Genomic DNA, 13291 nt, shown 5'->3' on the forward strand with positions numbered 1-13291 from the left:
TCCACCTCATCCCCCGGCGAGTCGCCGCGGAACTTTTTGGTTACCATCCGAGACGTGTGGGTAACACATGACTTTTCCTGCCCACCGCCATCGCGTGGATGACGATGATCCGACTCACTCGAACCCGCAGCACCTACCGTCGCCTGGCCGCCAGTCTGGCGCTGTTGGCGATGATGATGCTGTTCCTGGGGCCGCTGATCTCGCAGATCCAGGCGTCGGAGTCGTCTCATTCGTCGATGCGAATGGCGGCGATGCCCGGCATGTCGATGGCGTCCATGCACGCCCGCGATACACCGGAGCGCGCCGTCTTCGCCTGGCACGATCAGTGCGGCTACTGCTCGCTGTGGCAGCACTTCCCCACCGCCCATAGCGACGTTCCCGCCGTTGTCCGCAGCGTCCTCAAGCCCGCCGGTGGTCGTTTCGAATCGCCGCGCCCCGCGGCCTCGAGCGACCACCTGTGGTTCGAAGGCCGCCCCCGCGCCCCACCCGCGTTCTCCTGATTCGCACTCTCATCCTGTTCATCCGGCTTCCGCTTCCGGCGGTGGTGCTGCCCGCCCGTGCGGCCGGATCACACTCGAAACGCATTCAAGGGAACTTCATGTCCACCACTGCACACGGCCCCCGCTGGGGTGCCGCACAGACAGCCGCGCCTGGCCGCAGCCTTCCCCCGCGCCACGCGTTGGCAGCCGCGGTCACGTTGGCGAGCGCCGCGTTCGCCACGCCGAGCCTGGCGCAGACGATGAGCCACGACCATGACGATCACGTCGCGAGCCATCACGACACCCTGGTCGTGACCGCCGTCCCGCTCAGCTCGCCGATCACGGTAGAGACGGACCCACGCCAACCTCGCCAACCCATGCCGGCGAGCGATGGCGCCGACTATCTGAAGACCATTCCGGGCTTCGCCTCGATTCGTAACGGCGGCACCAATGGTGACCCGGTGTTTCGGGGGATGTTCGGCTCGCGGATCAAGATCCTGACCGATGGCAGTGAGATGCTCGGCGCCTGCCCGTTTCGCATGGATGCCCCCACCTCCTATATCTCCCCGGAGGCCTACGACAGCCTGGTCGTGACCAAGGGGCCGCAGTCGGTGCTATGGGGGCCCGGTGCCTCAGCCGCTACCGTGCGCTTCGACCGCGGGCCCGAGTCGTTCGACGCCCCCGGCACGCGGGTCGATGGCAGCGTGATGCTGGGCACCTATGGCCGCTTCGATCGACGCATCGACGCCGCCGCGGGTAACGAAGCGGGCTACGTTCGCCTGATCGGCAACGAATCGGAAGCCAACGACTACAAGGATGGCAACGGCGATACGGTGCCGTCGAAATGGGACAAGTGGAATGGCGATATCGCCCTCGGTCTGACGCCGGACGACGACACCTGGCTGGAGGTCACCGCCGGTCGTGGCAATGGCGAGGCGCGCTACGCCGGGCGTGGCATGGACGGCAGTCGATTCCTGCGGGAGACGGCAGGCGTTCGCTTTGAAAAGCGCAATATCAGTGAACACTGGCGCAAACTCGAACTGCAGGCGAATTACGCCTACGCCGACCACATCATGGACAACTTCACGCTGCGCGATCCTTCAGGCGGCATGGACATGGGTGGCGGCGGCATGGACATGGGCGACGACAGCATGGACATGGGTGGCGGCGGCATGGACATGGGTGGCGGCGGCATGGACATGGGCGGTGGCGGCATGGACATGGGCGACGACAGCATGGACATGAGCGACGGCATGGCGATGCGGCTGGATCGCCGCACGCGCAGCACCCGCGTCGCCTCGACCTGGGAGTGGAGCGACTTCAGCTGGATCGCCGGCGTCGACGCCCAGCAGCAGATTCATCGCAATCGCGACGGCGACCACTGGGACAGCGACTACGAACAGATCCAGTACGGCCTGTTCAACCAGCTGACCTGGTACGCCAGCGACCGCGACCGGGTCATCGGCGGCGCACGTCTGGATCGCTACCACGTCGACGACCATAACGACGATACCGCCACCGCGGGCGATACCCGGCGCACGACGCTGCCCAGCGGCTTCGTGCGCTACGAGCAGGATCTCGCCTCGGCGCCGGTCACCTGGTACGCCGGCGTGGGTCACGTGCAGCGCTTCCCGGATTACTGGGAACTCAAGCCCGGGCTCGACGGCCCCGACGGCAGCCCGAACGCCTTCGCCGGTGTCAAACCGGAGAAGACCACGCAGCTCGACGTCGGCGCCCAATACCGTGGCGAACGCACCCGCGCCTGGGTCTCCGGCTATCTTGGCTATGTCGAGGATTTCATCCTCTTCGACTACGACGGGGCCAACACCCAGGTCCGCAACGTCGACGCCAATATTGCCGGGGCGGAACTCGGCGCCGCCTACGATTTCAGCGACAACTGGACCGGCGAAGCGAGCCTGGCCTATGCCTGGGGCCGCAATGCGACCGATGACCAGCCGTTGCCGCAGATTCCCCCGCTGGAGTCGCGCTTCAGCCTCACCTACGAGCGCGATGACTACTCGGTCGGCGCCCTCTGGCGGCTGGTCGCGCCCCAGCATCGGATCGCGCTGAACCAGGGCAATGTCGTCGGCCAGGATCTCGGTGACTCGGCAGGTTTCGGCGTCTTCTCGCTCAATGGCGCCTACCGTTTCAACCCCAACTTCACCCTCAGCAGCGGTATCGACAACGTCTTCGACAACACCTACAGCGAACACCTCAACCTCGCGGGCAACGCCGGTTTCGGGTATCCGGGTAACACTCGGGTCAACGATCCGGGCCGAATGGTCTGGGCCAAGCTAGATTTTCATTTCTGAGGCGGCTTCATCGCCACTCGACATACCACCAGCCGCCCCAGTGGGGGCGGCCACTCAAGGAAACCGACCCATGAAACGTCATATGAATCTACGCCAGTCACTCTCCCTGATCGCGACCCTGGGGGCACTTGCCTTCAGCCATCAAGCGCTCGCGCATGCGCATCTCGAGGCCGCGACCCCCGCCGAGGGCGCGGATGTCACGGCGCCGGAGCGCCTGACGCTCACCTTCACCGAGGGCCTGGAGCTGGCTTTCAGCGGTCTCGAATTGAACGGCAGTGATGGCTCTGCCGTCGAGCTGGGCAAGGCCACCCTGGCAGACGATGGCACGACCCTGACCGCCCCGGTCGAGACCGCGCTCGAGCCCGGCCGTTACCAGGTCACATGGCATGTCCTCTCCGTCGATGGTCACAAGACCGAGGGCGATTACGCGTTCAGCGTGACACCGTGACCGAACCCGGCACTGCGCTGGTGATGAGCCGCTTCGCGTTCGACGCGGCGGCTCTATTTCTGTGGGGGTCCAGCGCCTATCTGTTGTCGATGCCTCCCTCCGAGCTGCGCGACTGGCTCTGGCAACGTTTGAGTGGCGCACGCTGGTGCGCCATCGGCACGGCCACGGTCGTGACGCTCGCCAGCCTGCCGCTGCGTACCGCCGAGCTGTCGGGCAGCTGGTCCGCGATGCGAGATACGGCACTGCTGGCGCGGGTCGCCACGCAAACCACCCTCGGCAGCGCCTGGCTCTGCCAGATGATCGCGGTGGCGCTGCTGCTCGCCACCTCGCTACCGCCTCGCCGCTGCCGCGCGCCGGCGGTGGCATTGAGCAGTGCGCTGATGCTGGGCAGCCTGACGCTATCGGGGCACGCGGCGATGCACGCCGGCGCGCTCGGCTGGCTGCACCAGGGCAATGACTGGCTGCATCTGCTGGCCGGCGGTTTCTGGTTCGGCGCGTTACTGCCGGTCTTGCTGCTGCTGGGCCAGCTTGGCACTCGCGGCGCCCAGAGGCCCGCCGCCCTGGCGCTGACCCGCTTCTCGCAGTGGGGGCATATCGCGGTGGCCATGGTCCTGCTGTCGGGGGCGGTGAATACCGGGCTGATCGTCGGTGACTGGCCCGACGACTGGTCGATGACCTACCAACGACTGCTGGGCATCAAGGTGGCCCTGGTCCTCGTCATGGTGCTGGTGGCGCTCTACAACCGCTATCGCCTGGTCCCTCGGCTCGCCGCCACGCCCGGCGCACTGATCCGGCTGAAGCGTGCCACGCTGCTCGAACTGACCGTGGCGACGGCGGTCATTGCCCTGGTGGCGGCCTTCGGCATGATGCAGCCCCGCTGAGGCGACGAAGCGGCTCAGGAGACGTGATCCCGCCGCCGGGGGAGCGAGTCTTGATCGCGAATGAAGTCGATGAAGGCGCGCAGGGGGGCAGGTACCAGCCGGCGATCCGAGTAGTAGAGATAAGGGCCGGGGAAGCGTAGCCACCAGGGCTCGAGAACCGCGACCAGCTCACCGCTGGCCAGGTACGGTTGGAGCCACTGCTCGAACAGCATGATCAGGCCGACGCCTTGCAACGCCGCCTCGACGCCAAGATCCACACCGCCGCCGATGCTGATCGTCAAAGGGCCGGTGGGCTCGATGCGAATCGCCTCCTCGCCGCGCTCGAACTCCCATGCCGGCCGGTTGCCGTTGGTGAAACGGCCACGGATACAGGCATGCTGCAGCAGCTCGCGGGGATGCGTGGGGGTGCCATGACGCGCCAGGTAATCGGGCGAGGCGGCCAGCGCAAAACGCTGCTCGCGCGGGCCGATGGGCACGGCGATCATGTCCTGCTCGAGCAGTTCGTCGTAGCGGATGCCGGCATCGAAGCCCGCCGCCAGCGTATCCGTCGCCGCACTGTCGGCGGTGACCTCCACGCGGATCTCCGGGTAAGCCTTGAGGAAATCGGGCAGGATCGATGGCAGGATCAGCCGCGCCGCACTGACCGGGACATTGAGGCGTAGCGTGCCGGCGGGGCGATCCCGAAAGCCGTTGATCGCATCCAGCGCGTTTTCGACCTCCTCGACCGCTGGCGCCAGCCGCGCGACCAGGGCAGCGCCGGCCTCGGTCAGCGTCACCGCCCGCGTGGTGCGATGAAACAGCCGAATGCCCAGCGCCGTCTCGGCACGCCGCACCGCATCGCTCAAGCGCGACGCACTGCTACCGCTCAGCCGCGCCGCTTCCCGAAACCCCTTGGCTCTGGCCACGGCCAGCACGACCTGAAGATCACCGAGATCGGCACTCATTGTGCATTTCTCCGCACACCTTGTATGGATTGAGGACAATAGTCGCACAGCACTGACGCGCCTACCATGAGGGGACATCGGGGCATCTGACGCCCCGACCTCGACACAGGAGTGAACGCATGTCCCTCATCGACAAGGCTGGCACCTACCCACTCGGCAACCGACGGGTCAAACGACTGGGCTATGGAGCAATGCAGCTCGCCGGCCCCGGCGTGTTCGGTCCGCCCAAGGATCCGGCACGGGCGTTGCAGGTCCTCGAGGCAGCCATCGCCGCCGGTATCGACCACATCGACACCTCGGATTTCTACGGCCCGCACATCACCAATCAGCTCATCAAGCAGGCATTGCACCCCTATCCGAGCGATCTCTGCCTCGTCACCAAGGTCAGTGCCCGGCGCGATGACACCGGCGCCTGGCTGCCCGCCCTCTCGCCCGCCGAGCTGACCCAGGCTGTGGAAGACAACTTGCGCAATCTGGGGCTCGAGCAGATGGAGGTCGTCAACCTGCGCAGCATGCTGGATGTGCATGGGCCGGCGGAGGGCTCGCTGGAGGCCCCGCTGACGACACTGGCGGAACTTCGCGAGCGCGGCCTGATCAAGCATATCGGCCTGAGCAATGTCACGCCGACCCAGGTGGCCGACGGACAGAAGATCGTGCCCATCGTCTGCGTGCAGAACCAGTTCAACCTGGCCAACCGCGCCGACGATGCGCTGATCGATCAGCTGGCCGCGGAGGGCATTCCCTACGTGCCGTTCTTCCCGCTGGGCGGATTCACCCCACTCCAGTCGCAGACGCTCACCGAGGTCGCGGCGACGCTCGACGCCACCCCGATGCAGGTAGCACTGGCCTGGCTGCTGGCTCGCTCACCCAACATCCTGCTGATCCCCGGGACTTCGTCTCCCGATCATCTGCAGCAGAATATCCAGGCGGCAGCGCTGGAGATTCCCGCGGCGCAGATGGCACGGCTGGACCGCATCGGCGACTGATTCATCGGTTCGCTCGCGCGACCCTCATGGCGGCATCACGCGGTAACCGAAGGGTGTACCCATCGGCTCGAACGATATGTTATAAAATAACATTTCCAACCGTCGACGAGCACTCATGAATCTCACCGTACCGCCGCTACCGGATGTCGCCGCTGGGCGCGAACCGGAACCGTCCCAGGGCGCGCCATACCGAGCCCTGCAACGTGTCGGCATGCAGGGCATCGCCACCCGCCTGCAGTGGTCGGACGGCGCTCGACTGCCGGCCACCGCCGATGTCAGTGTCGATCTCGCGACGGGCCAGCGCGGTATCCACATGTCGCGCCTCTACCGCCTGCTCGACCGTCTGGACGAATCGCCAGTGACGCCGGAGCGGCTGGACGCCCTGGGCCACGCCCTGCTGGATAGCCAGCAGGACACCAGCCAGCGCCTCTATCTGGCGCTGCGCTTCGCGCTGCCGCTGCGCCGCCGTGCCCTGCTCAGTGACGCCAGCGGCTGGCGTCACTACCCGCTCACGCTGACCCTTGAGGGCAGCCACGAGGGGCTGACCCAGACCCTGACACTCGAACTCGACTACTCATCCACCTGCCCCTGCTCGACCGCGCTGGCCCGCCACGCCATGTCCCGCGACTGGCGCCACTGGGCCGAAGAGCAGAACACCGAGACCCTCGACGCCGAGGCGGTGGCCGAGTGGATCGAGCACAGCGGCAGCTTCCCCACGCCCCACAGCCAGCGCAGCCGGGCGGTGATCGCCCTGCGTCTGACCGCAGATGCCGCCTACGCCCCGGAGGCACGCCTGGACGCCTTCGAACAGACCCTGCAGACGCCGGTGCAGACACTGGTCAAGCGTGTCGACGAGCAGGCCTTCGCCGAACGCAACGGCGCTAATCTGATGTTCTGCGAGGATGCCGCGCGGCGGCTGGCGGCGCAGTGCGAGGCCCAGGCCGGCGTCGCCGGCTACCGCGTCGACATCACCCACGCCGAGAGTCTGCACGCCCACGACGCAGTGGCCCGGGCCGAGCGCGACTTCGAGGTGCCCTGAGACGTGCCGCCGGCGTGCCCTGCCCGGCCCTCGCCCGCGTCCATTCGTCGAAGCTAGCCGATGGTCTGACGGTCGCCACGCCGCTGCCCCCATAGAGTGTGATCAGACAACCTGTTCACGCAGACGCTGCCTCCGACCCGCGCCATGGCGCGGGTGAAAGGGCGCACGCAGCGGGGTAAGCCATGAGTCGTTATCAGGACGAGTACCGAGCCTCCCTCGAGGACCCGGAAACCTTCTGGATGCGCCAGACCCGGCGCATTCCCTGGTCCACCCCGCCGACCCGGGCGCTCGAGGTCGATGCCGGCGGCCATGCGCGCTGGTTCGGTGATGGCGAGCTCAACCTGTGTCATGCCGCCCTCGACCATCATATCGAGCAGGGGCACGGCGAGCGTATCGCGCTCTACTGGGACTCGCCGCTCAGCGGCCAGCAGCGGCGCTACACCTACCGTGAGCTGCGCGACGCCACCGCCCGCTGCGCCGGCGCCCTGCGCGGGCTGGGTGTGGTGCCGGGCGAGCGCGTGGTGATCTACCTGCCGATGGTGCCGGAAGCGCTGATCGCGATGCTCGCCTGCGCGCGTCTCGGCGCCATCCACTCGGTGGTGTTCGGCGGCTTCGCCGCCCGCGAACTGGCAGCGCGGATCGAGGACGCCAAGCCCCGGGTGGTGGTGGCGGCCTCCTGCGGGCTCGAACCCGGTCGCGTGGTGGCCTATCAGCCGATCGTGCGCGAAGCGCTGTCGCGCAGCGCCCATGCGGTGGCCCACTGCGTCTATCTGCAGCGCGACGCCTGCCGCGTCGAGCTCGGCCCCGGCGAGGTCGAGTGGGAGACGCTGATGGCCGCCGCCGAGCCCGCCGCCTGCGTTCCGGTCAAGGCCACCGACCCGCTCTACATCCTCTACACCTCCGGCACCACCGGCCGTCCCAAGGGCGTGGTCCGCGATACCGGCGGCTACGCCGTGGCGCTGCACTACTCGATGGAGACGATCTACGACATCGCCCCGGGTGAGGTGTTCTTCTCCGCCTCCGATGTGGGCTGGGTGGTGGGCCACTCCTACATCGTCTATGGCCCGCTGCTGCGCGGTGCCAGCACGGTGGTCTACGAGGGCAAGCCGGTACGCACCCCCGATGCCGGTGCCTTCTGGCGGGTGATCGAAGAGTACCGAGTGAAGAGCTTCTTCACCGCCCCGACGGCCTTCCGTGCGATCAAGAAGGAGGACCCCGACGCGCGGCTGAAAGAGGGCTACGACCTCTCCAGCCTGCGCTCGCTGTTTCTGGCCGGGGAGCGCCTCGACCCGCCCACCTACCACTGGCTCAAGGCGCATCTCGACGTGCCCGTCGTCGACCACTGGTGGCAGACCGAGACCGGCTGGGCGATCGCCGCCGATCCGCTGGGGCTCGACCCGGTGCCCACCCGCGCCGGCTCCGCCACCTTTCCGGTGCCGGGCTACGATGTGCGCATCCTCGACCGCCACGGCGAGGAGGTGGGCGCGCTGACCGAGGGCAGCGTGGTGATCAAGCAGCCGCTGCCGCCGGGCTGCCTCGCCGGTATCTGGGGCGATCCCGAGCGCCTGCACTCGGCCTATCTGGCGACCTACCCGGGCTACTACCTCACCGGCGACGGCGGCTATATCGACGACGAGGGCTATCTGTTCGTGATGGGGCGCACCGACGACGTGATCAACGTCGCCGGCCACCGGCTCTCCACCGGTGAGATGGAGGAGGTGCTGGGGTCTCACCCGGCGGTGGCCGAGTGCGCGGTGATCGGCGCCCAGGATACGCTCAAGGGCCAGCAGCCGGTGGGGCTGGTGATCCCCAAGGATGGCTTCGACGGCGACGACGCGACGCTGGCGCAGGAACTCGTCGCCCTGGTGCGGGAACGGATCGGCCCGGTGGCGAGCTTCAAGCAGGTGCGGGTGGTGGCGCGTCTGCCCAAGACCCGCTCGGGCAAGATCCTGCGCCGCGCGCTGCGCCAGATCGCCGACGGCGAGACCTTCGACGTGCCCGCCACCATCGACGATCCGACCAGCCTGGAGGATGCCCGCGAGGCGATTGCCAATCTGCGCGGAAGCGAGGCCACGGAGAAGGACGATTGAGCCGGCTCGCCGTTCAGGACGACGCCGACTGAGGTCCGAAAAGCGTGTTGAGCGGCAGGTGGGACTTCGAGAAAGGTGACTTGATGACCACGTAGTTGAAGTACTTCTCGATCCCCACGTCCTGTTCGACCAGCCCTTCGATGAGCGCCTGGTACTCGGCGATGCCACGCGTCACGAACTTGAGCAGATAGTCGAACCCGCCCGACATCAGATGGCACTCCAGGCAGTCGTCGATCTTCTCGACCGCCTGCTGAAAACGGTCGAAGTCGATCTGCCGATGATGGGAGAGCGTCACCTCGGTGAATACCGTCAATATCTCGTCGAATTTCGCCAGGTCGATCAGCGCCGAATAGCCGGTAATGTAGCCCGCCGCCTGCAGCTTCTTGACCCGCATCAGGCAGGGGCTGGGCGATAAATGAACCAGTTCGGCCAGCTCGACGTTGGGGATGCGGCCATTTTTCTGCAGCTCGGTCAGGATCCTCAGATCAGTACGATCCAGCTTCATTCTTGTCTCCCCAAAAGTCGGCTATCTCGCGGCGGGGCCTTGATGACATGCGCTGACGGGCCCGGCGTATCGATGTCGATTCGCGCCGCTGCCTGACACGACCGGGCAAAAGAGTCACGCCCGTAACTTGCCCCCCGGGTCACGATATTGAAAACTGCAGAGCGATGGAAATACCACCCGCCAGGCGCCACAGGCGTGCCACCCGCAACGCGGCGACACCAACGGGAGGCGGCCAAAGGCCCGTTCACACTGTACGCCGCAACCCGCAGGGAAGGGCCCTGGATTAGACTCATGACATCACCCAAACTCGATCGCCTCGATGTCGCCATCCTCACCGAGCTGCAGCGCGACGGACGCATCACCAATGCCCAGCTCGCGGATCGCGTGGGGCTGTCGCCCTCCCCCTGTCTGTCCCGGGTCAAGCGGCTGCAGCAGGCTGGCTACATCGAGAGCTACCATGCACGTCTCAATCTGGCTCGGCTCGGCCCGTCGATGACCCTGTTCGTGGAGATTACGCTGAGCAACCACCGTCGCGACAGCTTCCAGCGCTTCGAGGCGGCCATGGCGGACACCCCCGAGGTGATGGAGTGCCACCTGGTCTCCGGCGGTTACGACTATCTGCTGCGCATGCTCGTGCCGCGACTCTCCGAGTTCCAGCGGCTGATGGAGCAATGGTTGGCGCAGGACGTGGGGATCGCGCGCTACTTCAGCTACGTGGTGATGAAGACGCCGCTGCACCGAGCCGAGGTCCCGCTGGGCCCGTTGGCCGGGGACGATAACCACGGCGAAACGTGACGCCTGGACGCCCTCAACCGAGCGTATGCGCGGCCAGGCCGAAGGTGCGGACCGACCCGTCACCGCCTCTCTGCTTGCCCAGGCGCATCTGGGTGACGGTGTCGAAGGCGTCTAGCCCCGCAGCGTCGAGAAACGCGAAGAACGTCGGGCTGTCACAGGCGGTATCGATACGCAGGAACTGCCCCCGGTGGCGGGTGACGAGCGGCGCGATCAGCGCCATCGCCATCGCTTCGTCCTCCGCCACCACCGGGCCGATCACGCGCCCGCGGCCGAAGTCGCGAATCAGCGCGAACCCCGCCGGCACGCCGTCGCGAAGAGCCACCGTGCCCTCGCTGACGGCGAAGAGCGCCTCCAGCACCGCGCGGCGCTCGGCCCCGAAAGCCACCTGATCGAGCGCTGGCAGCGCCGCCAGATCCGACGCCTGCAGCGTACGTACCGGGCACGTCGGCCCGCCCTCGGGCAGCGGCCCCTCGCCCACCATGCCCTGGCGCTGATGGACCGTCGCCACCGGCACGAAGCCGGCACTTTCATACAGGCGGTAGGCCGCTCGCGTCGCGTTCAAGCGCAGATCGCGGCCGCCGCAATCCGCCAGGATCCGATCCAGCAGCCAGCGCCCCGCCCCGAAGGTCTGGAGCCTCGGGGCGGTGATCATCATGCCGAGCATGGCGAAATCCTCGCCCATCTCGAAGTACATGCCGGAAGCCAGCACGCGCTCGATCTCGTCCAGCGCCAGATACCCCCGCCCCAGCAACATCAGTAGCCTCAGATCCCGGCTCCGGTGGGGCCAGGCAACACTGACGGCGAGCTGATGAAGATGGTGGAGATCACCGCTCTCCAGCGGCCGGGCCGCACTCACGAATGCATCCACTCTCTGTGTCGTGGCAATATCGGTAGGGTTCATGCCTCCTCCTGGAATACCCGGTCCGAGGAAACGATGTCCGGGGACGCCTTCGGGCCCAATGCCCGCGGCAGGTCATCGCCATCGCTCATATCGAAACAGTCTAACGGCGGCCCTTCCCGGCCACCGCACCTTTTCGCCACCCTCGGCCGGTCCGCCACCTGCGCCACCCCGGCGCAGTGGCATCTGCGCTGAAGTCTGCCAATTCGGCAGAGAGCACCGCCGGCGCGGCTACTGAATCATGCCCTCTGCCCCGGCGAGGTTCAGGCCGGGGTCCCCTCCGCCATGGCCAGCGGGTGGTGCTCCAGCCAGCCGGGGCGCAGCTCTGGTACCGAGCCGATCAGCTTGCGCGTGTAGTCATGGCGCGGTGCCTCGAGTACCGTCTCGCACGGGCCGAACTCCACGCACTCACCGTGGTAGAGCACCATGACGTCGTCGCACAGCGCGCGCACCGTCGAGATATCGTGGCTGATGAACAGATAGGCGACGCCCAGCTCCTGACGCAGCTCCGCCAGCAGTTCGAGAATCGCCGCACCGACCACGGTGTCCAGGGCCGAGGTCACCTCGTCGCAGAGAATCAGATCCGGCTTGGCCGCCAGGCAGCGCGCGAGATTGACGCGCTGCTTCTGCCCCCCGGAGAGCTCGCCGGGCTTGCGCTCCAGCAGGCTGGTGGGCAGCTTGACCAGTGCCATGAGTTCATCGATGCGCCGCCGCCGCTCGGCGCGGTCCAGATGGAAATAGGTCTCCAGCGGCCGACCGAGGAGTCGACGTACCGAATGGGCCGGATTGAGCGCGTTGTCGGCACTCTGGAAGGCCATCTGGATGCGCCGGAACTGATCCGGCGTGCGCCCGCGCAGGGTCGGCGGCAGTGGCGTGCCATCGAACTGAACGCTGCCATGGCAGGGGGCGATCAGCCCGGCGATCGCTCGGGCCAGGGTCGATTTACCGGAGCCCGACTCACCGATGACGCCGATGGAGCGACCCGCGGAGAGCGTGAGATCGATCCCGCGCAGCACCTTGTCCGAGGGCTCGCCGTCACGGTTCAGCTTGCCGTAGCCCACATCGAGCTGCGCGATCTCCAGCAGCGGCTGCCCCGTGGCGACCGGCATCGAGTCGGCCAGGCGCACCGGCCGAGTCGCCGCCAGCAGGCTCCGGGTGTAGGCATGCCGCGGCCGCTCGAGAATCTCCTCGATCCGGCCCTGCTCCTGCTCGCAGCCCCCATTGAGCACCAGCACCTGGTCGGCCATCTGGGCGACCACGGCGAGATCGTGGGAGACGTAGATCGCCGTCGTGCCGCGCTCACGCATGACCCGCTTGAACGCGAGCAGCACCTCGACCTGGGTGGTCACGTCCAGCGCCGTGGTCGGCTCGTCCAGAATCACCAGGGCCGGATCGGTGAGCAGCGCCATCGCCGCCATCACGCGCTGCAACTGCCCGCCCGAGACCTGATGGGGGTAGCGCTCGCCGATATGCTCGGGGTCGGGCAGCGCCAGATCCCGGAACAGACCGATGGCCTTGTCCCGGGCGCTGCGGCGATCCATCACCTGGTGCAGCAGCGCCGCCTCGATCACCTGATCCATCAGCGAACGCGAGGGGTTGAACGCCGCCGCCGCGCTCTGGGCGATATAGGCCACGCGGTGTCCGCGCAGGGCCCTTGTTGCCACCGGCGAGAGCGACAGCACCTCGGTCTCGCCCAGGCGCACGCTGCCCCCGGCGATTCGGCATCCGCGTCTGGCGTACCCCAGCATGGCCAGGGCGATGGTGGTCTTGCCCGACCCGGACTCGCCGATCAGCGCCAGCACTTCGCCCGGTGCGAGCGAGAAACCGATCCGGCTGACGATGCTGCGTTCTTCCCCGCCGTCGGGGGTGGCGACGATCTCGAGGTCGCGCACGATGAGCGATTCACCTTGCATG

12 protein-coding genes are annotated in these 13291 nt (G+C 67.2%); 8 read left to right on the forward strand and 4 right to left on the reverse strand.

Annotated features, from left to right (window positions below; translation table 11 throughout):
• Positions 1 to 104: 104 nt before the first annotated feature.
• From DOM67_RS11775 to copD, 4 genes are all read left to right on the forward strand, one after another.
• Positions 105 to 500 carry a DUF2946 domain-containing protein gene (locus DOM67_RS11775; protein WP_157958851.1) on the forward strand — a complete coding sequence of 132 codons (396 nt, stop codon included), beginning with the start codon at positions 105 to 107 and terminating at the stop codon, positions 498 to 500.
• Between the two features lie 98 nt (positions 501 to 598).
• Entirely contained in the window at positions 599 to 2791 is a 2193-nt protein-coding gene (locus tag DOM67_RS11780) for a TonB-dependent receptor (protein WP_198651800.1), read from the forward strand.
• A 70-nt stretch (positions 2792 to 2861) separates the two neighbouring features.
• On the forward strand, positions 2862 to 3239 hold the full coding sequence (gene copC, locus DOM67_RS11785) for a copper homeostasis periplasmic binding protein CopC (protein WP_198651801.1): 378 nt from the start codon (positions 2862 to 2864) through the stop codon (positions 3237 to 3239).
• Entirely contained in the window at positions 3236 to 4120 is an 885-nt protein-coding gene (gene copD / locus DOM67_RS11790; RefSeq protein WP_157958852.1) for a copper homeostasis membrane protein CopD, read from the forward strand. Before copC ends, copD begins: the two co-directional genes overlap by 4 nt.
• Before the next feature lie 14 nt (positions 4121 to 4134).
• Here copD and DOM67_RS11795 read toward each other — a convergent pair whose 3' ends face one another.
• Positions 4135 to 5064 (reverse strand): LysR family transcriptional regulator, encoded by a 930-nt coding sequence (locus DOM67_RS11795; RefSeq protein WP_106419227.1) that lies wholly within the window; start codon positions 5062 to 5064, stop codon positions 4135 to 4137.
• Positions 5065 to 5183: 119 nt separating this feature from the next.
• Between DOM67_RS11795 and DOM67_RS11800 the strand changes: the two genes are divergently transcribed.
• The 3 genes from DOM67_RS11800 (at position 5184) to DOM67_RS11810 (ending at position 9179) form a co-directional block, all read left to right on the forward strand.
• Positions 5184 to 6050, forward strand: coding sequence for an aldo/keto reductase family oxidoreductase (locus tag DOM67_RS11800; protein ID WP_110676086.1), 867 nt, complete (start codon positions 5184 to 5186; stop codon positions 6048 to 6050).
• A gap of 115 nt (positions 6051 to 6165) precedes the next feature.
• Positions 6166 to 7089, forward strand: a complete 924-nt coding sequence (folE2, locus tag DOM67_RS11805; RefSeq protein ID WP_110676088.1) for a GTP cyclohydrolase FolE2 — start codon at positions 6166 to 6168, stop codon at positions 7087 to 7089.
• Between the two features lie 182 nt (positions 7090 to 7271).
• Positions 7272 to 9179 (forward strand): propionyl-CoA synthetase, encoded by a 1908-nt coding sequence (locus tag DOM67_RS11810; RefSeq protein WP_110676090.1) that lies wholly within the window; start codon positions 7272 to 7274, stop codon positions 9177 to 9179.
• A 13-nt stretch (positions 9180 to 9192) separates the two neighbouring features.
• On the opposite strand, the gene DOM67_RS11815 is transcribed toward DOM67_RS11810, so the two are convergent.
• Entirely contained in the window at positions 9193 to 9684 is a 492-nt protein-coding gene (locus DOM67_RS11815; protein WP_110676092.1) for an Lrp/AsnC family transcriptional regulator, read from the reverse strand.
• 291 nt (positions 9685 to 9975) lie between these two features.
• On the opposite strand from DOM67_RS11815, the gene DOM67_RS11820 reads away from it, so the two are divergent.
• Positions 9976 to 10479 carry an Lrp/AsnC family transcriptional regulator gene (locus DOM67_RS11820; RefSeq protein ID WP_110676093.1) on the forward strand — a complete coding sequence of 168 codons (504 nt, stop codon included), beginning with the start codon at positions 9976 to 9978 and terminating at the stop codon, positions 10477 to 10479.
• 13 nt (positions 10480 to 10492) lie between these two features.
• On the opposite strand, the gene DOM67_RS11825 is transcribed toward DOM67_RS11820, so the two are convergent.
• Positions 10493 to 11380, reverse strand: a complete 888-nt coding sequence (locus DOM67_RS11825) for a GNAT family N-acetyltransferase (RefSeq protein ID WP_110676095.1) — start codon at positions 11378 to 11380, stop codon at positions 10493 to 10495.
• 260 nt (positions 11381 to 11640) lie between these two features.
• On the reverse strand, positions 11641 to 13290 hold the full coding sequence (locus DOM67_RS11830; RefSeq protein ID WP_110676096.1) for an ABC transporter ATP-binding protein: 1650 nt from the start codon (positions 13288 to 13290) through the stop codon (positions 11641 to 11643).
• Position 13291: the final 1 nt, after the last annotated feature.

The sequence above is a fragment of the Salinicola sp. RZ23 genome (assembly GCF_003206675.1).
Classification (GTDB): domain Bacteria; phylum Pseudomonadota; class Gammaproteobacteria; order Pseudomonadales; family Halomonadaceae; genus Salinicola; species Salinicola endophyticus.

What these genes read in the sequence shown, in the direction of transcription:
- DOM67_RS11775 (WP_157958851.1), top strand. Translation starts at nt 105, where the DNA reads ATGATCCGACTCACTCGAACCCGCAGCACCTACCGTCGCCTGGCCGCC.
- DOM67_RS11780 (WP_198651800.1), top strand. Translation starts at nt 599, where the DNA reads ATGTCCACCACTGCACACGGCCCCCGCTGGGGTGCCGCACAGACAGCC.
- copC (WP_198651801.1), top strand. Translation starts at nt 2,862, where the DNA reads ATGAAACGTCATATGAATCTACGCCAGTCACTCTCCCTGATCGCGACC.
- DOM67_RS11795 (WP_106419227.1), bottom strand. Translation starts at nt 5,064, where the DNA reads ATGAGTGCCGATCTCGGTGATCTTCAGGTCGTGCTGGCCGTGGCCAGA.
- DOM67_RS11800 (WP_110676086.1), top strand. Translation starts at nt 5,184, where the DNA reads ATGTCCCTCATCGACAAGGCTGGCACCTACCCACTCGGCAACCGACGG.
- folE2 (WP_110676088.1), top strand. Translation starts at nt 6,166, where the DNA reads ATGAATCTCACCGTACCGCCGCTACCGGATGTCGCCGCTGGGCGCGAA.
- DOM67_RS11810 (WP_110676090.1), top strand. Translation starts at nt 7,272, where the DNA reads ATGAGTCGTTATCAGGACGAGTACCGAGCCTCCCTCGAGGACCCGGAA.
- DOM67_RS11815 (WP_110676092.1), bottom strand. Translation starts at nt 9,684, where the DNA reads ATGAAGCTGGATCGTACTGATCTGAGGATCCTGACCGAGCTGCAGAAA.
- DOM67_RS11820 (WP_110676093.1), top strand. Translation starts at nt 9,976, where the DNA reads ATGACATCACCCAAACTCGATCGCCTCGATGTCGCCATCCTCACCGAG.
- DOM67_RS11825 (WP_110676095.1), bottom strand. Translation starts at nt 11,380, where the DNA reads ATGAACCCTACCGATATTGCCACGACACAGAGAGTGGATGCATTCGTG.
- DOM67_RS11830 (WP_110676096.1), bottom strand. Translation starts at nt 13,290, where the DNA reads ATGCAAGGTGAATCGCTCATCGTGCGCGACCTCGAGATCGTCGCCACC.